The organism is Hymenobacter miniatus (genome assembly GCF_016427455.1).
Classification (GTDB): Bacteria; Bacteroidota; Bacteroidia; order Cytophagales; family Hymenobacteraceae; genus Hymenobacter; species Hymenobacter armeniacus.
This window is the reverse complement of the sequence record NZ_JAELXR010000010.1, coordinates 188,574-209,043: the sequence shown is the minus strand read 5'-3', so window position 1 is coordinate 209,043 and position 20,470 is coordinate 188,574. Positions and strand designations below refer to the sequence as shown.

Here is a 20,470-nt window from a genome sequence, read left to right as displayed (position 1 = left end):
GTGCGGCTTTTTTGGTGAAGTTCTCAGTCGCCCCGAAACGGGTGCAGGCCCCGCGCCAGTCGTTCCGTGAGGGTCACGGCGCGGCGGGCGCGGGTTTCGGCTTGTTTGGCCTCGGCCACCAGCCGGGCCATGGCCCGGCGGTGCGCGCCGCTGTAGCGCTGGAAGGCGGCTTCGGCCTCGGGCCAGGCGGCCAGGGCTTCGGCCAGCTCATCGGGCAGGTCCACGTGGTCGGGGGCCGGGTCGGGTGCAATGGTCACGTCCAGCCACTGGCCCAGCGCGATGCCCACCGCGCGGCACGCGTCCTTGTTCACCATGAGGTAGCGCCCGCCGCCTTCCAGTGGCAGCAGCCCCAGCCGCAGCAAGTGCCCATTGATGCCGACGACGACGCGCTTCGCGCTTTTGCCGCCCAGGGCCGCCAGCACGTCGGCGGGTACCACAATGGTTTGGGTGGGCATGAAGCTGGGGCCGCCCGGCTCCAGCTGGGCACGAAAAGAAACGGAAAGTGCCATGGCAGCAGGGGAGGGGTGCGGCACAAAAGTAAAAGTGCCAATGGTTGCTTCCTTCCGCTCCTTGCCGGGGCGAAGCTGCATTACGCCAATTCGCGCAGCTGCTTGTTGATGAAGTCGACTTCCTCAAACGTCAGCTCGAAATCCATGGCGCGGGCGTTTTGCACGGCCTGCTCGGGGTTGCGGGCGCCCACCAGCGCCACCGTGATGCCGGGCTGCGCCAGCGTCCAGCGCAGCACGAGCTGGCCCAGGGTGGCATTTTTGGTTTCGGCCAGCGGGCGAATCTTGTTCAGCACGTCGTTCACGCGCTTCACGTTTTCGGGCGTGAAGAGGCGGTGGCCCCGGCGCAGGTCGCCCTCGCCAAACTCCTGGCCGGGCTTCATCTTACCCGTGAGCAGGCCCAACTGCAGCGGGCTGTACACCAGAATGGCCTTGTGGTGTTCGATGCAATACGGCACCACGTCTTGCTCAATGTCGCGCCGCACCATGCTGTAGGGCACCTGGTTCGAGGCGAGGGTGAGGGTCTTTTCCGCTTCCTGCATCTGGGCCACCGAGTAGTTGCTCACGCCGCCGGCGCGCACCTTGCCCTGCTCGATGAGGCGGCTCAGGGCCTCCATCGTTTCGTCGATGGGCGTGGTCACGTCGGGCCAATGCTGCTGGTAGAGGTCGATGTAGTCGGTGCCGAGGCGGCGCAGGCTGTTTTCGCACTCCTTGATGACGCTGTCGCGGCCGGCGTATTTGTACACGTCGAGGTCGTGGCCGTCGTTGTCCTTGGTTTTCATGGCGAAGTCGCCCTTGGCCAGGTCCCAGCGCATGCCAAACTTGGTCAGAATTTGCACCTTGTCGCGCGGCAGGTCTTTGATGGCCTCGCCCACAATTTCTTCGCTGAAGCCCATGCCGTACACGGGGGCCGTGTCGATGCTGGTCACGCCCAGGTCGTAGCTGGCCCGGATGGCGCCCACGGCGTCGTTTTGCTCGGTGCCGCCCCACATCCAGCCGCCGGCTGCCCAGCTGCCAAAGGTGATGCGCGAAACAATGACGCCGGAGTTGCCTAGTTCTTGGTATTCCATAAGGGGGATTGGTCGGGTGAAAGGCCGCTTTCGGGCCGGGCTTGTTAACTAAGGTTTGGGGCCGAAGGTTGTTGCCAAAGCCCTTTCTCCCCCGAAACTTTTCTGTACTCCCGCTGCTTGTAGCCACTTCCATTGCTGCAAAAATCCCAACGATATGAAAGTTGAAATCTGGTCCGACGTCGTTTGCCCGTTCTGCTACGTGGGCAAGCGCAAGTTTGAGAATGCACTGAAAGACTTCGCGCACCGCGACGAGGTGGAAGTGGTGTGGCACAGCTTCGAGCTGGACCCCAATTTTGAAGCCGTGCCCGGCGAAAGCATCCACGAATCCTTGGCCAAGAAGAAGGGCGTTTCGCCCGCCGAAGGGCGCCGCATGAACGACTACATGACCAACGTGGCCAAAGAAGTCGGCCTAAATTATGACTTCGAGAAAGCCATTCCGGCCAATACTTTCCTGGCGCATCAGCTCATTCACCTAGGCGCCCACCACGGCAAGCAGGACGCCACCAAAGAGCGCCTCTTTGCCGCCTACTACACCGAAGGCCAAAACATTGGCGACCTCGACACGCTGGTGCAGCTCGGCACCGAAGTGGGCCTCGACGCCGCCGAAATCCGCGAAGCCTTGACCAACAGCACGTACGCCAACGCCGTGCGCCTCGACGAATACCAGGCCCAGCAAATCAACGTGCGCGGCGTGCCCTTCTTTGTGTTCGAAGACAAATACGCCGTGTCGGGCGCGCAGCCCACGGAGCTGTTTGCCGAAGTGCTGGAGAAAGTCTACGACGAGTTCAAGCCCGCCAAACCGGCGCTGGTGACCGTTGCCGATGGCCCGGCTTGCGGGCCGGAGGGTTGTGACTAAACAGCTGTCGCAGGAAAGCATGACGGTTTTTTGTATTGTGTTTGGCTCTGCTTACGCCCGCCGCATGGGAATGTGCGGAATGCCGTCTTCCACGTACATCGGCCCGCACTGCTCGTACCCGAAGCCGTTGTAAAAGGCTTCCAGGTGTTGCTGGGCACCGATTTTGTTGGGCTGCGGACCAAACAGGGCATCCGAATGCAGCAGGGCCTGGCGCATCAGCTCGCGGCCCAGGCCGAAGTTGCGGTAGGGCTGCGCCACGATGACGCGGCCGATGCTGGCATCGTCGTAGGACTTGCCGGCCGGAAACAGGCGGGCGTAGGCCACCAGCTCGCCGCCTTCGCTGTAGCCCAGCAAGTGGTAGGCGTCAAGGTCCTGGCGGTCGATGTCCTGAAAAACGCAGTTTTGCTCCACCACAAACACCTCGGAGCGGAGGCGCAGCACGTCGTAGAGAATGAGGGGCGGAAACGAGTCGAAGGCGATGCAGTGCCAGCGGATGGTCATGGGCAATGGTTAGTCTTTGGGCATTTTGGCAACTTCCTGCAGCGTCACCACGCGGTAGGCAATGCCGAGGGCGGTGGCGTTTTGCTCCACGGTGGTGGCGAAACCGGCCTGGCGACGCCGCTCGTTCACGCCCGCCGGGTCTTTGATGGGCCAGATGAACGGCGGCTGGCCTTCGCGCCGGCCAGTGGCGCGGTCGGTGTGGCTGTAGCTCATGCCCTGCGTGCCGTAGAGCTGGGGCTTGCCGTCGCGCATGAGCTGGCGGTCCAGCATCTGGGCATAGAGCCGAAAGGGCAGCTCGCCCTTGTCAGCCGCCTTTTTGATAACGGGCAGGTACTGTTTGATGACTTCGGAGTGCTGGATGACGTTCCACACGGCCTCGTTGGTGGGCTCGCCCACCAGCGACTTGCCGGGGTAGCCGTATTGCTTCACGATGGCGCGCACGCGCACCAGGTTGGCCGAATCGGTGTGCTGCATCTGGCGCATGATGTAGGGCAGCAGGCGGACTTTCGTCACGCCCAAGGCCGTGGCCAGCGAGTCGGGGCGCCGGCTGATGCGGCGGTCAAACAGCATCAGGCGCCAGCGCTGGTCGGCCGTGTAAATGCTGTCCAGCTCGCGCTTGAGCGCCGGATTGGGCGCGGCCTGGGCCCGCGCCGAGCCCGCCGCCGACAGCAGCAACGTCACCAACACAACAACTTTCATACGCGGCAATAAAGGCGGGTGGGCAAGATACGGGCCGGACAAAAAAGTCCGGCCCGCTGCGCTAACAACGGGCCGGCCCCAACGATTAATTCCGGCGGATTATTTCTTCGCGCCCGGTTTAGCGTTGCTGTTTTTCGACATCGTTTCGATGTTGCCGCTGCCCGTGCCACCGCCCTGCCGCGCCGACTGGGTGGTGGAGCTGGACCGCGAGGCGCGCGTGGCGCCCGTGGCCGGCGCGGTGTTGATTTTCTGGCCCGTGCGCTTGCCGCTCACCTTCGTGTTGGGCGCGATGGTGGTGGCCGTCGGCGCCGGGGTGTCGGAGTTGCTGCTGGACGCGCGTTGCGCCGCCGACCTGGTTTTGCCCTGCGAAGGCGGCGTGGTTTGGGCCGAAGCCGTGGTGACGCCCGCCGCCAGCGCGGCCAGGATGAGGAGCTTTTTCATAAAAAGGAAAGGGAAATGCGGAAAGGAACTGTGGGTCTTACGGCATTTGCGGGAGCACCGTTGGCTTGAAAACCCTACGATTTAGCTAACCCGCTTGCACGGTCTTTCTGCCCGTTCCGGTATCTTGTCGGCTCATCGTTTATGCTTTCGCATGAAGCCGGTTATCAAGTCCATGCGCCCTTTCATCGGCGCCCGCAGCTTCGACGTTTCCCGCAGCTTTTACGCCGCCTTGGGCTTTCGCGAACAGGTGCTGTCGCCCACGCTGTCGGTGTTTTCGGCGGGAAGCTTTGCCTTCTACCTCCAGAACGCCTACGTGGCCGAATGGGTCGACAACACGATGGTGTTTCTGGAAGTAGAAGATGTGGACCAATACTGGGCCCAGCTCGTGGCCCTCGACCTGCCTGTCGCCTATCCCAGCGTGCGGCTCCTGCCAGTCAAAACCTTCGATTGGGGCAAAGAATGCTTCGTGCACGACCCTTCCGGCGTGCTCTGGCACATCGGGGAGTTTGCTCGGTAGGGCAGGCTGGCCCGTCGGTCACTGCCAAGACGCGGAGGGTCGCGTCTTGGCAGTAATACGGGTCCTGTTCAGCATTATGCCGTCACGGCTTCCTCGCTGCCCAACTCGCTGAGCACGCGCTTGGCCTGCTGAATGGACCGCACCTCGTCGAACGTCACGATGAGCTGCTCCTTGTGTTCCTTCAGCTTGGCCGTGCGCGGGTGCGTCTGCACGTAGTTGAGAATGGTGCCGAACTGCTCGCCCTGGAAGTAGGCCTTGTGCTCCTCGCTGGCGGCTAGGTAGCCCTTCAGCGTGTCGCGCTTGAGCGTGATTTTGGTGAAGCCCACCTTGCAGGCCTGCCAGCGCAGCCGTACGATGTCGGCCAGCTGTTCCACCTCGGGCGGGAGCGGGCCGAACCGGTCCGTCATGCTCGTGAGCAGCTTCTGCAGCTCCTCCGGCTTCTGGGCGCGGTCGAGCTTGGCGTAGAGCTGCAGGCGCTCCGACACGTTGCTCACGTACTTCTCAGGAATGAGGACCTGCTGGTCCGTCTCCACGTTGCACTCGCGCGAGCGGCCCGCACCGGCCGCCGCTTGCAGCCGCTGGGTGGAGTCGCCCAGGAACAAGTCGCGGAATTCGGTCTCCTTGAGCTCGGTCACGGCCTCGTCCAGAATCTGGTGGTAGGTTTCATAGCCCAGGTCGTTGATGAAACCCGACTGCTCGCCGCCCAGCAGATTGCCCGCGCCGCGAATGTCCAGGTCGCGCATGGCCACGTTGAAGCCCGCGCCCAAATCCGAGAATTCCTCCAGCGTGCTCAGGCGTTTGCGCGCATCCGAGGGCAGGTTGGCCACCGGTGGCGTTAGTAAGTAGCAGTAGGCCTTGCGGTTGGAGCGGCCCACGCGGCCCCGCATCTGGTGCAAGTCGCTCAGGCCGTGCAGGTGGGCGCGGTTGATGATGATGGTGTTGGCGTTGGGAATGTCGAGGCCCGACTCGATGAGGTTGGTGCTCACCAGCACGTCGTACTCGCCCTCCACAAATTTCATCATGCGCTTTTCCAGCAGGTCGCCCTCCATCTGCCCGTGAATGGTGGTGATGCGGGCATCGGGCACCATGCGCAATATCATGGCAGCTTGCTCGTCGAGGTCTTTCACGCGGTTGTGCACGAAGAACACCTGCCCGCCGCGCTTCAGCTCCCGCGCCACGGCGTCACGAATCAGAATCTCGTCGAACACGTGCAGCTCCGTTTGCACCGGCTGCCGGTTGGGCGGCGGCGTGGCAATTACGCTCAGGTCGCGGGCGCCCATCAGCGAGAAGTGCAGCGTGCGCGGAATGGGCGTGGCCGAGAGCGTGAGCGTGTCCACGTTCACCTTCAGCTCCTTGAGCTTGTCCTTGGTTTTCACCCCGAACTTCTGCTCCTCGTCAATCACCAACAAACCCAGGTCCTTGAACTTGATGTCTTTGTTAGTCAGCCGGTGCGTGCCAATAAGAATGTCGGTTTTGCCTTCGGCTACCCGCGCCAGCGTTTCCTTAATCTGCTTGGCGGTCTTGAATCGGTTGATGTACTCCACCGTCACGGGCAGCGTGGCTAGTCGGTCGCGGAAGGTCTTGTAGTGCTGCATGGCCAGGATGGTGGTGGGCACCAGCACGGCCGCCTGCTTGCCATCGGCCACGGCCTTGAAAGCCGCCCGAATGGCTACTTCGGTCTTGCCAAAACCCACGTCGCCGCACACCAACCGGTCCATGGGGTGGGGCTGCTGCATGTCGTTTTTCACGTCTTCGGTGGCCTTGGCCTGGTCGGGCGTGTCTTCGTAAATGAAGCTCGATTCCAGCTCGGCCTGCATGAAGCCGTCGGGCGAGAAAGCGAAGCCCGGCGCGGTTTTGCGCTTGGCATACAGCCGGATAAGGTCGGCCGCAATGTCCTTCACCTTCTTCTTCACCGACTTCTTCTTGTTCTCCCACTCCAGCGAGCCCAGCTTGCTCATGGTGGGCGGCGAGCCTTCCGCGCCGCTGTACTTCGCAATCTTGTGCAGGGCGTGAATGCTCACCGTCAGCACATCGTCGTCGCGGTACACCAGCCGGATGGCCTCCTGAATCTGCCCGTTAATATCCACCTGCGTCAAGCCCGCAAAGCGCGCGATGCCGTAGTCCTGGTGCGTCACGTAGTCGCCGGGCTGCAGGGTTTTCAGCTCGCGCAAAGTCAGCGCTTTCTTCTTCGAAAATTTCTTGGTTTCCTGCGCTCGGTAGTAGCGCTCAAATAGCTGGTGGTCGGTGTACACGGCCAGCTCCAGCTGCTCGTCCACGTAGCCCTCGCGCAGCGCCAGCAGCAGGTGCTGGAATTTCACGTTGTTGTCCAGCTCGTCGAAAATCGTGCGCAGCCGGTCGGCCTGGCGCACGGTGTCGGCCGCAATGATGGTGGTGAAGCCGCGCAACTGGTTTTCGCGCAGGTTCTTGGCCATGCGCTCAAATTCCTTATTGAAGCTCGGCTGCGGCTTGGCCGTGAACTGGAAGGTTTCGGCATTTTTGAAGTGGAAGCGCTTGCCAAATTCCACCACCGCAAACTCATCGAGCAGCTTCTTGAAGTTCTTGCCCGATTCAAACAAATCGGCCGGCTTGCTCACAATCTGCATGCCGTGCGCCTCGCTCAGCATCTGCTCAAAGTTGGCCTCCGCCTTCTCGTACAGCTCGCTCACCACGTCCAGCGTCTGGCGCACATCTTTCAGCCAAATGCAGGCCGTGCGCGGCAGAAAATCGAAAAAAGCCTCCCGCGTCTCGTGCAGCATTTTAGTCTGCACGTTCGGGATGATGCTGATGCTCGGCCGCGGCTCCACTGACAGCTGCGTTTCCGGATTAAACGTGCGAATGCTCTCGATTTCATCGCCGAATAATTCCAGTCGAAAGGGCAGTTCATTCGCGTAGCTGAACACGTCCACGATGCCGCCGCGCACCGCGTACTGCCCCGCCTCGTACACGAAATCCGTTTTCTCGAAGTCGTATTCGCCCAGCAGCTCGCCCAGGAAATTCACGTCCAGCTTGTCGCCCACCTTGGCGTTGAAGGTGTTCTTTACCAGGCTTTGCCGGTTGATAACCTTCTCGGTCAGCGCCTCCGGATACGTCACAATAAACACGCTATTGCCGGTGCCGGCGTTGCGCGTCGTGTTCACGCGGTTCAGCACTTCGGCGCGCATCAGCACGTTGGCATTTTCGGTCTCATCAAACTGGTAGGCCCGCTTGTAGGAGCTGGGAAACAGCAGCGCCTCGGGCCCTTCCGGCAGTAGATGCTGCAGGTCGGAGAGGAAATAGGCGGCCTCGTCCTTGTCGTGCAGCACGAACACGTGCGGGTGCTGGCCGTGGGCCACGGCGGCGGCCACCACAGCGTCTTGGCTGCCCACCAAGCCGCGCAGATGCAGGCGCACGCTGCTGGGGTCGGGCTTGGCGGCGCCGCGCAGGCGGGCGGCCAGAGTTTGCAGCTCGGGCGAAAGGCGATAGAGGCGGAGAAAATCGGCTACTTGCACAGAAAAGTGGGCTAGGCGGGCAAATGAACTAGCCCGGCCAAGGAAAATCCTGGTCGGGCTGCGGGGGTAAATACACGGCAAAGGTGGCGAAGGTTTCCAAGGCTGCCCGTAGCTTCGCGGCCATTGGTCACACGTTTCTGGTTGCTGGTTTCTCGTTGCTGGTTGCTGGTTGCTAGTTACCTGTTTTGCCTTCACACTACCCACAAGAAATCAGCAACCATAAAGCAATGCGCGGCTCTTCTCACCTGGCCATTGGCCTCATCACCGGCGTGGCCATTGCGGGGCTGGTGCCCGGCCTGCCGTTTTCGGTGCCTGGCATTGCGCTGGCCGGCTTCTCTAGCCTTGCGCCCGACCTCGACCACCCCGAGAGCCGCCTCAGCAAGCGCCTCGGCTTCACGCAGAACTACGTGCGCTGGGCTTTTGCCGCCGGCGCGCTGGCCATTGCTGCCTACGCTTATTTCCAGCTGCGCGTGGGCTCGGAGCAGCGGCTGTATTACACGGTGGCCCTGGCCTTTGGGCTCATTGGCGTGGGCATGCAGGGGGGCTCGGCGCGGCGGCTGGCGCTGCTGTTCACGGGGCTGGGCACGGTGGTGGCGGGCCTCTACACCGAGCAACTGTGGCTAAGCTTATTGGGAACGTTTGTGGCGCTGGCGCCTTTCACCGCGCACCGCTCCTGGACGCACACCATATGGGCCACGGGCCTGTGGACGTACATCGGCCACCTGGCCAACCAGCACCTGGGCTGGCACGGCGTGGCCCTGTTTGCCGGCGGCGGCTACGCCTCGCACCTCGTGGCCGATACCCTCACCAAAGCGGGCGTGCGGTGGTTTTTGCCCGTATCGGACTACTCTTTCAAGATACCGCTCATCAGCACCGGGTCGGCTTCGGGCAACATGCTGGAGGTGGCCATCTGCGCCGGCTACGGCCTGCTGGTGCTGGGGCTGGTGGTGGGCCGCATGGGGTTCTAACCGACTGCAACACAACGCCACGCTGGCGCCTGACCCGAAGCGGCTCCGGCACGGCGTTTGGGCCTGAGTAGCCTACTGTTGCATAAGTCAGCCAAGACCATTAGCTTCGCAGCAGATATGCCGACGAATTACGGCTGTATTCGCATTGATACGTGCTACTATCCAGCGTTTTCAATCGATACCGCCCCGAGTCATCCTTTTACGCTACCATTAAACTAGACCCTCCGAGCCGCCGGCCACTATACCAGGCCGGCTTCCGCTCCACTAAGTAGTGCTATCCTGGCTGGCAAACTGTACCGCGGAGCTTCGGCGCCGCGGTGGCGGCGGCCGTTCTGCTTCATTCACAACAACTTGTCCCACTCAAAACACTTTTTCTAACTTTACCCCATTCCATACTCATGAACCAGATGAACAGCCCTTTGATTCGGGTTGGTGTCTTCTATGACGGCAACTATTTTCTAAAAATTAGCGACTACTACTATTTCCAGCACGAGCGCAAGGCCCGCATTAGCCTCGAAGGACTGCACGAATACATCCGCCACCAGGTAGCCGAAGAAGAAGACGTGGACGTGCGTCTGGCTCAAATCACCGACGCCCATTTCTTCCGCGGCCGCCTTTCCGCCACCGAAGCCCGCGACAAGGACCGCCTGTTTCACGACCGCCTGCTCGACGACATTCTGATGAACCTGGGCGTGCAAACGCACTACATGGCCCTCAAAACCCGCGACGGCCGCCTGCAGGAAAAAGGCATCGACGTGTGGCTCTCGCTCGAAGCCCTGGAGCTGGCCTTGCACAAAACCCTCGACGTGGTGGTGCTCATCGCCGGCGACAGCGACTACGTGCCCCTCATCCGCAAGCTCAACACCGTGGGCACCCGCGTGATGCTGCTGAACTGGGATTTCAAATACGAAGACTTCAAGGGCGAAACCCGCGTGACGCGCGCCTCGCAGCAGCTGCTGGAGCAGGTGACCTACCCCGTGGCCATGCACGACGTCATCGACCGCGGCCTGCAGCAGCAGGACGAAGTGGTGGAAGCCCTGTTTGTGAACCAGACCGAGCCAGCCGCCTTTGCCCCCAGCACGGCCGCTGCGCCCAAGCTGGCCCGCCCCACCGGCCCCACCGCCGCCGGCCCCGTGGGCACGCTGGGCATGAGCACCATCAAAAACCTAAAAAACGGCTTCGGCTTCGTGGTGATGCCGCCGAACAACCTGTTTTTCAGCTACGCTGATTTGACCGAAGGCGACTTCAACGACCTGCGCGAAGGCGACTGGGTGGAATTCACCGTGGGCCGCAACCACCGCGACGAGGACTGCGCCCGCAACGTGCGCAAAGTGCCCGCCCCGCAAATGAGCGACGGCGAGGACGACTACGAGCCGGTGAGCGTGCACGCTTCGGCCGAGCTGTAAAACGCTACGCCTTTATTGAAAAAGCCCTGGTTCGTATGGAACCGGGGCTTTTTTATTGATTCACTGCTGGGTTACTGCAGCACCAGCTTGGCGAAATCCCGCTTGTTGGCCGGGTAGCGGTTGAAAGTGCCCAGGCCGCGGGCCACGGCCACCTCTTCCTGGCCTTCTTTCACCCGGTAGATAACGCAGCTGCTCACCACCAAGGTGTTGCCGGCGTGGTCGACCGTGCCGCGGGCCACCAGCTCGTCGTGCAGGTGCACGGCGTGCAGGTAATTCATCTTGAACTCCACCGTCGACACAAATTCAAGCGTGGTGAAGGCCAGCGACAGCGCGGCCGCTCCCAAAGCCGCGTCCATGAGGCCGGCCAGCACGCCGCCGTGACAGGTGTTAGGGGAGGAAAGGTGCTCGTCGCGCACGGTCATGCGGTATTCGGCCCGGCCGGGCTCGGGCACGGTCAGGGCCATGCCGTTGGTGCGGCCGTAGTGGTTCATGTGGTTGTAGGCGGCCACCATGGCGGCCAGGGTGGGAGCGGGGCGGGATTCGGACACGGGTACCTGAGGAAAGTGAAGCGGTTGAGGTGGCAAGTTGGGCGAAAATCCGCGGCATTTGCCGAACTTGGGAAGGTTGCGGGCCCAATTGCCGCTTCCGTAGCCCATGTCAGCCCTGCCACTCACGTTTGCCGAATTTTACCCCCGCTACCTGCGCGAGCACAGCCGTCGCGGCACGCGGGTGCTGCACTTCATCGGCACGTCCCTTTTTCTGGTTTGCTTCGTGCTGTTGGTCCTGACGGGCCGGTGGGAGTGGCTGGTGGCGGGCATTGTGGCGGCCTACGGGCTGGCTTGGGTGGGGCATTTCTTCGTGGAGCACAACCGGCCGGCCACGTTTCAACACCCCTGGTATTCGTTGCTCGGCGATTTTAAACTCTACGCCGACTTGTGGCGCGGCCGCGAAAAGTTCTAGAAGAGCTGCTTGCGCATCAGAAAATGCGGAATGACCCCGAACAGCGTGTGCGAGGGCTCCACCACCGCGTAGCCGTGTTTTTCATAAAAGCCGACCGCTGAGTCGCGCGAGTGCAGCATGATTTCGCGCAGGCCGGCGGCCCGGGCCTGGCTTTCGAGGTAGGCCACCACGCGGCTGCCCAGGCCGGTGCCGGCCGCCGCAGGCGCCACGGCCATGAAGCGCAGTTGGCCCTGGTGGCCGCTGCCGGTGGGCTGCAGCATGCCCACGGCCAGGGCCGTGGGCGTTTCGGCGGTTTCCTCGGCCAGCAGCAGGGCGTGCAGGGTGCCGGGCTCGTCGTCGGCGGGCACGCGCTCCGAGCCCCGGGGCTGCTGCCAGGGGCGGCGCAGCACCTCGTAGCGCAGCTGGTAGTAGGCGGCCCACTCGGCGGGCGTGCGGGGCGGACGAACGGCAGGAACGGAAGCCATGAGGAAAGAATGAAGAACGGGCAACCCCGGTCCGTGCGGGGCGTTACCTTTACGCCCCGGCCCCGGCCGGTTTCTCTTTCCAAAACTACTTCTCTTCCCGCTATGGCCTCCTTCGACATTGTGAGCAAAGTGGACCCGCAAACCCTGGAAAACGCGGTGAACACGGCCCAGAAAGAACTCCAGACCCGCTACGACCTGCGCGACACCAAGGGCGGCATCGAACTCAACAAAAAGGAAAACACCATCCTGCTGTCGTCCGAAAACTCCATGCGCATCAAGGCCCTCGAAGACATCCTGCTGGGCCGCGTGGTGAAGCAGGGCATCGACGGCACCAGCCTCGATTTCACGGCCGACGAGCAGCCCAGCGGCCAGCTCATCAAGAAAACCATCAAGGTGCGCGCCGGCGTCGACAAGGAGTTCGGCCGCAAAATCATCAAGGCCATCAAGGACGCCAAGGTGAAGGTGGAAGCCCAGATGCAGGACGACCAGGTGCGCGTGACGTCCAAAAAAATCGACGACCTGCAGGCCGCCATTGCCGTGCTGCGCAAGGCCGACATCGGCCTGCCCCTGCAATTCGTGAACATGAAATCCTAGCGAACACGGAGGGGCGGAAAATGAGGAATGAAGCATTCCCATTTAGCTCATTCCTCGTGCTGCATACCTCATTTTTTATTCAAAACAGTGTACGATTTCGGAGCTTTTGCCCACGCCGCCACCTGGGTTAGCCTGCTGACCCTCACGTTCATGGAAATCGTGTTGGGCATCGACAACATCATTTTCATCTCCATCGTCGTCAACCGGCTGCCGAAAGAATTGCAGGCGCGCGGGCGCACCATTGGGCTGCTGCTGGCACTCATGTTCCGCATTGGCTTGCTGCTGAGTATTTCTTGGATTGTGAGCCTGCGCAATCCGCTGTTTCACCTGCCCGATTTTCCGTGGCTGGACCAGCCCTTCGGCGTGACCGGGCGCGACCTGATTCTGCTGGCCGGGGGCTTGTTTTTGATGTACAAGAGCACCACCGAAATTCACACCAAGCTGCAGGGCGAGGAAGAGGACGAAGCCGGTGGAGGCCCCAAAGCCACCATGATGAGCGTGATTCTGCAAATCATCGTCATCGACATCGTGTTCAGCTTCGACTCCATCCTCACCGCCGTGGGCCTGGTCGACAACGTGCTGGTGATGATTGCGGCAGTGATTTGCGCCATGGGCATCATGCTGAGCTTCAGCGGGGCCGTGGCCAATTTTGTGAACAACAACCCCACCATCAAGATGCTGGCCCTGTCCTTCCTCATCATGATTGGCTTCATGCTGGTGATGGAAGCCGCCCACAAAGAGGTAGAAAAAGGCTACCTGTACTTCGCCATGGCCTTTTCGCTGGTGGTGGAGCTGCTCAACCTGCGCCTGCGCAAAAAGAGCAAGCCCGTGCACCTGCGCGACTCGAAGTTCGATTAAAGTATTTCAACAGAAAAGCGCCCCATTGGCCGGAGTTCCGGTTAATGGGGCGCTTTTCGTTTGCGGCTATCCTATCGGTTACGTAGCCGCCAGCGCCACCACGGCAGCAGTCTGGTCCAGCACGCGGCGCTGGGCCAGTTCCAGCAGGCGGCGATTGAGCTCGGAGCGGTGGGCGCGGTAAAAGGCGTACTCGTCGGCCGTGAACATGCCCGACACCATGCCCACCACCGTGTAACGCAGCTTGGTGTTGCGGGACAGCAACTCGGCCAGTTGGCGCTGCTGGTCGGTGGGGCTGGCCGTGGCCAGCGGCATGTGGTGGTCGAGCACAAAATCGGCCACCACGGCCAGCAGCAAGTCGTTTTGCAGCTTGAGCACCGGGCGCAACGTGGCGTGCAGGAAATGGCCCACGGAGCTCTCGTCCGCAGGGGCGGGCTCGGCGCTGGGCACTACGGGCCGTAGGGCCAGCAGGGCCGCGGCGGCCTCGGGACGGGTGGGGGTGTGAACGGATGAAATGGTCATGGGAGAAGAAGGCCCGCAGCTGCGCAGCCGAAAGGTGGAAAAGCCTACAACAAAAAAGCGGGCCCGACGCTTCCGTCGGGCCCGCTTTTGCAGCGAGTGGCAAAGGCTACGCGCTTAGTGTTTCACCTGCACTTTGGTCGTGAAGATGCCTTCCGACGTGGTGATGCGCACCACGTACAAGCCGGCTGCCAGCGTACTGGTGTTCAGCTCGAGGCCACGCTGCACGTCGGCCACGTTGGTCGTGGTCGAAATCACGGCCTGGCCCACCAGGTTGATGAGGCTCACCTGTACTTGCGACTTGCTGGCCAGTTGGGCCTGCACGGTCAGCACGTTCTGGGCCGGGTTGGGGTAGGCCGACACCAGGCTGCCGTTGATGGCGCTGGCGCTCTGGGTGCCCAGCGGCATGGTGGAAGGGTTCAGCAGCGACACGGGGCGCACGCCGGTGGGCATATCGAAGGCCGCCACAATGCCCGTGAGGCCGGGAAGGCCGTTGGGGTAGCCATTCACGGCTACGCGGGGACCTTGCTGGGCGCTCTTGCCCATGCCGCGACGGGCAAATACCGTCCAGATGAGGGCCGAGTTGGCGTGGTTGTTCAGCAGCGAATCGGCGCGCAGGATGCCGTCGCGGCCGTCGAGGAAGCCGGGGTTGCACACCTGCAGTTTGCAGCCCTGCAGCACCAGCTTCAGGAACTGGTTGTTGCCGCCGGTCTGGGCCAGGAAATCCGGGTTAAAACCATAGCGGTAGATGAACTGCCAGTTCAGGTCCCACAATACCGTAGCCCATACTTCGCCAAGGGCGTGGGTTTCGTTATAGTTGCCAGTGCCCACCACCCCATAGGTGTAGTTATTGACGGCCATGTCGTCGGTGTAGGTCTTGTAGCGGATGCCCGCGCCGGTCGGCGCTTCGCCCACCACGTACGTGCCCGTGCCGCGCGGCGTGCGGCCCAAGTCGCCCACGCGCGTGGTCATCCACAGCGCGAAGAAGTCGCTCCAGCCTTCGCCCATGCACTGCGTAGTAGCGGCGGTGCTGCTGCCGTTGGGCAGGTACTGCTGCGTCACGCAGTTCGAGTTTGACGGGCCGCCGGTGAGGCGGTTGCTGATGCCGTGGCCAAATTCGTGCGATACAATGCCGTTATCGAGTGAGCCGTCGTAATCGGGCGATGCCGTGGCGCAACCCGTTACCGGGGTGCCGGCGCGCAGCGAAGCCAGGATGCGGGCGCCATCGACGCCGGACAGGAAGATGGACGGAATGCGAATGCCCACCGTGTCGGTGCCGGTCATATTCGAGAGCACCGTGTTGGTGGCCACCGAGTCGATAATGATGGCCATGATGGCGCCGTTTTGCTGGGCGCGGCGCACCTTGCCTGCAAACGAGCTAGGCGTGCGCGCACCACCGGTCAGCTGAGCACAGCCACCGCGCATAATCAGCGCAATCTTGCCGCTCACGTCGCGGGTGTTCAGGTAGGGCGTGGCGCAGCCGTGCAGGCCGCTGTTGCCCGACACGCCGTCGTTGACGGCCACAATGGTGCCGCAGATGCCCGCGGGCAGCGTGGCGATGGAACGGCCGAAGTCAGCCGTGCCGTAGTTGATGGAACCCGCCAGCGCTGCCGGCGCCGTAATGGTGAAGGAGGGGCGCAGGGCATTGTCCCACAGGTACATCTGCATGCGGCCGGGCTGGCCGTCTACCGGGGTCGAGAAGTTGGCGTTGTTGCGGCCGCTGCCGTCCTGCGACTCGGCGCGCACGTAGTCACCGCCCAGGCCCTGGGTGCCGGCGTTCTTGTACTGGAAGTTGCCCGAAGCCTCGTCAAAGCCCTTGCTGGCCATCACGTCGTGCAACATGTTGTTCCAGTAGAACAAGTTGGTGATGATGGCCGGCGAGCTAAGCTTGGGCGAAGTAGACGGGTTGAAGGGAAAGTCGAAGTCCAACGTGGCCCCGCCATCGGGCGAGTTGGTGTTGGAGAGGAGGTTGCCGTTGCCACTGGTTGTGGACGGGCTGTCGTCGTAGGCGGCCACGTTGTTGCCGCGCGTGAGGTACACGCCGGCGCCGAGGCGGCTGTAGCTGGTGGGGAAGATGCTGGCCCCGGCCACCGTGGCGCGGGGGTCAGCTACTTGCCAGCCGTAGGGCGAGTAGGCCGCATTGGCGCTGGTGGCGCCCGGGAAAGGCACCGACGAGCGGGTACCGAAGGTCGGGGCTTCCACCGGCACCGGCAGCACGGTCATGCTGTTGGCGGCGCCCAGGCCGCCGCGGTTGGCCGAGGGGGCGGTAACGGCCGCCGGGCGCGAGCGCAGGGCGCGGGCGGTGATTTGCTGGAACGAGATTTCCTCGCTCACCACGAAGTCGGTTTTGTCCAGCAACTGGCCGGTGTGGGCGTCCACGCGCGCGGTCCAGTGGTGCTGCTGGTCGAGTTGGGCAATGTTCACGTCCCACACCAGCTTGAGCTGGCCGTTGACGGGGAAGTACAGCAGGCGCACCGGAATGTCGTACTCCGAGATGCCGCCGTTGTTGAACAGCAAGCCGTCGGCGGCGCGGGCGTCGCGCACCAGCGTGAGGCCCACGGGCTTAGGCAGCTGCAGGGCCTTGGCGGCCGCGCTCACGGCCTGCTCGGGCGTGAGGGTGGGCACGGGCGACGGCGCCAAGCGGGCGGCGTCAACAACGAAGCCCTGGTGCATGAGCACGGGCTTGCCGGAGCGGTCGGTGTGCACGTCGCCCACGGCGCCGTAGATGTCCACGCCGTTCACCCGCTGACGCAGGTAGGTGTGGGTGAGGCCGCTGCTCTGGTCAAAATAAGAGCTCGTGACCGAGGGGTTGGTGGCGTCGCCGCCGTGCAGGCCCTGACGCTCGCCCTGAGCGGTGAAATACGCCAGCGCTTGTGCCGACGGCGCCCCCGACTGCGCTACGGACACCCCTGGGAGCGCCAGCGCCAACGCCAGCAGCAACCCGCCATGGGACTTCGTAAAGGAAAAAACCATATAAAGAAAAAAGAGGGTGAAGAGGAAATTACAACAGCATTAAAACATGAACCTGCCTTTGGGCAAGACAGCACTGCCAAATTTAATATAATCTTTTCATTTGGAAAGCATAAGGGAGGTAGATATTGGGAAAAGTTGCAGCGGAGTTACACCACGCGCAACTTCACCAAGGCGTCCCACAGCACTACCCCGGCGGCCACGCCCACGTTGAGCGAATGCTTGGTACCAAACTGCGGGATTTCCACGGCCGTGTCGCACAGGGCCAGCACGGCGTCGTCGACGCCGAATACTTCGTTGCCCAACACCAGGGCCAGGGGCCGGTCGGTCTGGGGTTGGAACTGTGGCAGCGGCACGCTGCCGGTGGTTTGCTCCACGGCCACCAATTGGTAGCCGGCGGCTTTTAGCGCGGCCACGGCGGCCCCGGTTTCGGCGTGGTATTCCCAGGCCATCGAATCTTCACTGCCCAAAGCCGTTTTGGTGATTTCGCGGTGCGGCGGACGCGGGCTGATGCCGCAGAGGTAGATTTTCTCGAGCGCAAAAGCGTCGGCCGTGCGGAAGACGGCGCCCACGTTGTGCATGCTGCGCACGTTGTCGAGCACCAAAACCACGGGGCTTTTGGGCGTACTTTTGAAGTCATCAACCGAGGCCCGGTTCAGCTCGGCCATTGTGAGTTTTCGCATGGGGCAAAGGTATTCGTGCCGGAACGCGCCGCGGCGCATTTGGCGTTGATGCCGATGTTGCGGCGGGGGATGAAAGCCCGGCCGGGCCGATTATTTCAACGATTGAATGCGCCGAAGCGCGTTCCTACTGCTTCCGTTTTGTCTGCTCCCAAAAAACAGTTCGTCATCAAGTCCGTGGGCCCCGACCACATTGCGCCCGGCTCGCCCGTCGACACGCCCCTGATGAAACAGTACTACCTGCTCAAGCAGCAGCACCCCGGCGCGGTGCTGCTGTTTCGGGTGGGCGACTTTTATGAGACCTTCGGCGAAGACGCCGTGACGGCCGCCCGCATCCTCGACATCACGCTCACCAAGCGCGGCGGCGGCACGCCCAACGAGATTCCGCTGGCGGGCTTTCCGCACCACGCCCTCGACAACTACCTGCCCAAGCTGGTGCGCGCCGGGCAGCGCGTGGCCATCTGCGACCAGCTCGAAGACCCCAAGCAGGCCAAGGGCCTCGTGAAGCGCGGCATCACCGAGCTGGTGACGCCCGGCGTGAGCATGCACGACAACGTGCTCGAACGCCGCTCCAATAACTACCTCGCGGCCATTCACTTCGGCAAGTCAGAAGCGGGCATCTCCTTTCTGGATATTAGTACCGGCGAGTTTTTGGTGGCACAAGGCACGCTCGACTACCTAGGCAAGCTGCTGCAGAATTTCAGCCCCGCCGAAGTGTTGTTCTGCAAGAAAAGCCGCGGCGAGTTTGAGCAGACTTTCGGCCCCGACTATTGCACCTATGCGCTCGATGAGTGGGTTTTCGGCCCCGACTACGCCCACGACACTCTGACCCGGCACTTCCGCACCACCTCGCTGAAGGGCTTTGGCGTGGATGGCCTGAAAGAGGGCGTGATTGCGGCCGGCTGCATCCTGCACTACCTCGCCGAAACCAAGCACACCGACATCCAGCACATCGCCAGCCTCGGCCGCCTGGAAGAAGACAAGTACGTGTGGCTCGACCGCTTCACGGTGCGCAACCTGGAGCTGGTGCACGCCCAGCACCCCGGCGGCGTGCCCCTCATCGACGTGCTCGACCAGACCCTGACGCCCATGGGCGCGCGCCTGCTGCGCAAGTGGATAGTGCTGCCGCTGAAGGAGGTAAGCCAGATTCAGCGGCGCCTGGACACGGTGGCCGCGCTGGTGGCCGACGACGAGCTGCTGGCCGACCTTACCCAGCACCTGCGCCAGATAAACGACCTGGAGCGCCTCATTTCCAAAGTGGCCGTGCGCCGCGTGAACCCGCGCGAGCTGCTCCAACTGGCCCGCGCCCTCGAAGCTGTGGCGCCCATGCGCGAGCGCCTGGCCGCTTCCGGCGTGAAAGCGCTGGTGAAGCTGGCCGACCAGCTCAACCCCTGCGCCACGCTGCGCCAGGAAATCCTCACCAAAATCAAGCCCGACGCGCCCATCCTCACCAACCAGGGCGGCGTGCTAAACTCCGGCATCGATACCGAACTAGATGAGTTGCGCGCCCTGGCGTTTTCGGGCAAAGACTACCTGTTGCAGCTGCAGCAGCGGGAGCAGCGCAACACCGGTATCTCGTCGTTGAAAGTGGCTTACAACAAAGTGTTTGGCTACTACCTCGAAGTGACCAACGCGCACAAAGACAAAGTGCCCACGTCCTGGATTCGCAAGCAAACGCTGGTGAACGCCGAGCGCTACGTGACCGAGGAGCTAAAAACCTATGAGGAAAAAATCCTCAACGCCGAGGAGCGACTGTTCGTCATCGAGCAGAACATCTACAATGAGCTGGTGCTGGCCGCGCTGGATTTCGTGCCCCAGATTCAGCAGAATGCCCGCGCCATTGGCGTGATGGACTGCCTGGCCAGCTTTGCGCTCACGGCGCGGCAGCAGCGCTACGTACAGCCCGTGGTGAACGACGGCACCGTGCTCGACATCAAAGCCGGCCGCCACCCCGTGATTGAGCGCCAGCTGCCGCCCGGCGAAAGCTACATCCCGAACGATATCTGCCTCGACCAGGACGAGCAGCAGATTGTGGTGATAACCGGGCCCAACATGGCCGGCAAGTCGGCGCTGCTGCGCCAGACGGCCCTCATTGTGCTACTGGCCCAGATAGGCTCCTTTGTGCCCGCCGATGCAGCCACCGTGGGCATCATCGACAAGATTTTCACCCGTGTGGGCGCCTCCGACAACCTGAGCAAGGGCGAAAGCACCTTCATGGTGGAAATGACCGAAACGGCGTCCATCCTGAATAACCTCTCCGACCGCAGCTTGGTGCTGATGGACGAAATCGGCCGCGGCACCAGCACCTACGACGGCATCAGCATCGCCTGGGCCATTGTGGAGCACCTGCACAACAACCCCAAAGCCAAGGCCAAAACCCTCTTCGCCACCCACTACCACGAGCTCAACCAGCTGGCCGACGACTGCCCGCGGGTACGCAACTACAACGTGGCCGTGAAGGAAGCCGACGGCCGCATTCTATTCCTGCGCAAGCTGCAGCCCGGCGGCTCGGAGCACAGCTTTGGCATTCACGTGGCGCGGCTGGCGGGCATGCCCACCTCGGTGGTGTTGCGGGCCAACGAAATCATGCACCACCTGGAAGTGGAGCGCACCAGCGCCGGAGCGGAGGATAGCGGGGCCACGGAGTTTGACGACGTGCTGGCCGGCATTGACGCAACTGGCGGGCGCCAAGCCCTGGCGGTGCCGCCGGCGCAGGTGCCGGCCCAGCCCAAGCCGCGCGCCACGGCGGCCGTGGCCACGGCGCCGCGCGCCCAACTCAGCATCTTCGAGCCCTCGGACCCGGCGCTGGAGCGCATTCGGGAGCTGCTGCAGCACCTCGACGTGAACACGCTCACGCCCATCGAAGCGTTGATGAAGTTGAACGAACTGAAACTGACCTTGGGCAAAGGATAATTTTTTCGGCCTGAAAATGAAGCGGAAAGGCTTCGGTAAAGAGAAATTCCACTTTCACCCCTT

General features: G+C 62.5%; 19 protein-coding genes. 8 read left to right on the top strand and 11 right to left on the bottom strand.

The window, feature by feature from the left end:
* Nucleotides 1-23 precede the first annotated feature (23 nt).
* Both JAO73_RS16600 and JAO73_RS16595 read right to left on the bottom strand, forming a co-directional pair.
* Nucleotides 24-509, bottom strand: a complete 486-nt coding sequence (locus tag JAO73_RS16600) for a YdeI/OmpD-associated family protein (RefSeq protein WP_198978265.1) — start codon at nt 507-509, stop codon at nt 24-26.
* A gap of 80 nt (nt 510-589) precedes the next feature.
* Nucleotides 590-1,576, bottom strand: a complete 987-nt coding sequence (locus tag JAO73_RS16595; RefSeq protein ID WP_198978264.1) for an aldo/keto reductase — start codon at nt 1,574-1,576, stop codon at nt 590-592.
* A gap of 154 nt (nt 1,577-1,730) precedes the next feature.
* On the opposite strand from JAO73_RS16595, the gene JAO73_RS16590 reads away from it, so the two are divergent.
* The gene (locus JAO73_RS16590) at nt 1,731-2,432 is read left to right on the top strand and encodes a DsbA family oxidoreductase (RefSeq protein ID WP_198978263.1); all 702 of its coding nucleotides are present in this window, start codon (nt 1,731-1,733) and stop codon (nt 2,430-2,432) included.
* 51 nt (nt 2,433-2,483) lie between these two features.
* On the opposite strand, the gene JAO73_RS16585 is transcribed toward JAO73_RS16590, so the two are convergent.
* The 3 genes from JAO73_RS16585 to JAO73_RS16575 form a co-directional block, all read right to left on the bottom strand.
* Nucleotides 2,484-2,933 (bottom strand): GNAT family N-acetyltransferase, encoded by a 450-nt coding sequence (locus JAO73_RS16585; RefSeq protein ID WP_198978262.1) that lies wholly within the window; start codon nt 2,931-2,933, stop codon nt 2,484-2,486.
* Nucleotides 2,934-2,942: 9 nt separating this feature from the next.
* Nucleotides 2,943-3,632 (bottom strand): DUF6624 domain-containing protein, encoded by a 690-nt coding sequence (locus JAO73_RS16580; protein WP_198978261.1) that lies wholly within the window; start codon nt 3,630-3,632, stop codon nt 2,943-2,945.
* A 99-nt stretch (nt 3,633-3,731) separates the two neighbouring features.
* Nucleotides 3,732-4,073 carry a hypothetical protein gene (locus tag JAO73_RS16575; protein WP_198978260.1) on the bottom strand — a complete coding sequence of 114 codons (342 nt, stop codon included), beginning with the start codon at nt 4,071-4,073 and terminating at the stop codon, nt 3,732-3,734.
* 151 nt (nt 4,074-4,224) lie between these two features.
* Between JAO73_RS16575 and JAO73_RS16570 the strand changes: the two genes are divergently transcribed.
* On the top strand, nt 4,225-4,590 hold the full coding sequence (locus JAO73_RS16570) for a VOC family protein (protein WP_198978259.1): 366 nt from the start codon (nt 4,225-4,227) through the stop codon (nt 4,588-4,590).
* A gap of 74 nt (nt 4,591-4,664) precedes the next feature.
* On the opposite strand, the gene mfd is transcribed toward JAO73_RS16570, so the two are convergent.
* Nucleotides 4,665-8,078: a transcription-repair coupling factor gene (gene mfd, locus JAO73_RS16565; protein WP_198978258.1), complete on the bottom strand. Its 3,414-nt coding sequence runs from the start codon at nt 8,076-8,078 to the stop codon at nt 4,665-4,667.
* Between the two features lie 227 nt (nt 8,079-8,305).
* On the opposite strand from mfd, the gene JAO73_RS16560 reads away from it, so the two are divergent.
* Together JAO73_RS16560 and JAO73_RS16555 are read left to right on the top strand one after the other, a co-directional pair.
* Nucleotides 8,306-9,046 carry a metal-dependent hydrolase gene (locus JAO73_RS16560; protein ID WP_198978256.1) on the top strand — a complete coding sequence of 247 codons (741 nt, stop codon included), beginning with the start codon at nt 8,306-8,308 and terminating at the stop codon, nt 9,044-9,046.
* A gap of 407 nt (nt 9,047-9,453) precedes the next feature.
* A complete protein-coding gene (locus JAO73_RS16555) occupies nt 9,454-10,452 on the top strand; it encodes an NYN domain-containing protein (RefSeq protein ID WP_317173422.1) in 999 nt (332 codons plus the stop codon).
* A 71-nt stretch (nt 10,453-10,523) separates the two neighbouring features.
* Here JAO73_RS16555 and JAO73_RS16550 read toward each other — a convergent pair whose 3' ends face one another.
* Nucleotides 10,524-11,000: a PaaI family thioesterase gene (locus JAO73_RS16550; protein WP_317191239.1), complete on the bottom strand. Its 477-nt coding sequence runs from the start codon at nt 10,998-11,000 to the stop codon at nt 10,524-10,526.
* Between the two features lie 106 nt (nt 11,001-11,106).
* On the opposite strand from JAO73_RS16550, the gene JAO73_RS16545 reads away from it, so the two are divergent.
* A complete protein-coding gene (locus JAO73_RS16545) occupies nt 11,107-11,412 on the top strand; it encodes an Mpo1-like protein (RefSeq protein WP_198978254.1) in 306 nt (101 codons plus the stop codon).
* Here JAO73_RS16545 and JAO73_RS16540 read toward each other — a convergent pair.
* Nucleotides 11,409-11,876, bottom strand: a complete 468-nt coding sequence (locus tag JAO73_RS16540; RefSeq protein ID WP_198978253.1) for a GNAT family N-acetyltransferase — start codon at nt 11,874-11,876, stop codon at nt 11,409-11,411. The two genes, JAO73_RS16545 and JAO73_RS16540, sit on opposite strands and share 4 nt — an antisense overlap.
* Before the next feature lie 102 nt (nt 11,877-11,978).
* Between JAO73_RS16540 and JAO73_RS16535 the strand changes: the two genes are divergently transcribed.
* Nucleotides 11,979-12,470, top strand: coding sequence for a YajQ family cyclic di-GMP-binding protein (locus JAO73_RS16535; RefSeq protein WP_190928636.1), 492 nt, complete (start codon nt 11,979-11,981; stop codon nt 12,468-12,470).
* A gap of 87 nt (nt 12,471-12,557) precedes the next feature.
* A complete protein-coding gene (locus JAO73_RS16530; protein WP_317173424.1) occupies nt 12,558-13,328 on the top strand; it encodes a TerC family protein in 771 nt (256 codons plus the stop codon).
* A 78-nt stretch (nt 13,329-13,406) separates the two neighbouring features.
* On the opposite strand, the gene JAO73_RS16525 is transcribed toward JAO73_RS16530, so the two are convergent.
* From JAO73_RS16525 to JAO73_RS16515, 3 genes are all read right to left on the bottom strand, one after another.
* Nucleotides 13,407-13,847: a hypothetical protein gene (locus tag JAO73_RS16525; protein ID WP_198978251.1), complete on the bottom strand. Its 441-nt coding sequence runs from the start codon at nt 13,845-13,847 to the stop codon at nt 13,407-13,409.
* Between the two features lie 114 nt (nt 13,848-13,961).
* On the bottom strand, nt 13,962-16,817 hold the full coding sequence (locus JAO73_RS16520) for a M36 family metallopeptidase (RefSeq protein WP_198978250.1): 2,856 nt from the start codon (nt 16,815-16,817) through the stop codon (nt 13,962-13,964).
* A 146-nt stretch (nt 16,818-16,963) separates the two neighbouring features.
* Nucleotides 16,964-17,497 carry an RNA methyltransferase gene (locus tag JAO73_RS16515; RefSeq protein ID WP_198978249.1) on the bottom strand — a complete coding sequence of 178 codons (534 nt, stop codon included), beginning with the start codon at nt 17,495-17,497 and terminating at the stop codon, nt 16,964-16,966.
* Between the two features lie 222 nt (nt 17,498-17,719).
* On the opposite strand from JAO73_RS16515, the gene mutS reads away from it, so the two are divergent.
* Complete coding sequence (gene mutS, locus JAO73_RS16510; RefSeq protein WP_233169255.1) at nt 17,720-20,407, top strand: DNA mismatch repair protein MutS; 2,688 nt, start codon at nt 17,720-17,722, stop codon at nt 20,405-20,407.
* Nucleotides 20,408-20,470: the final 63 nt, after the last annotated feature.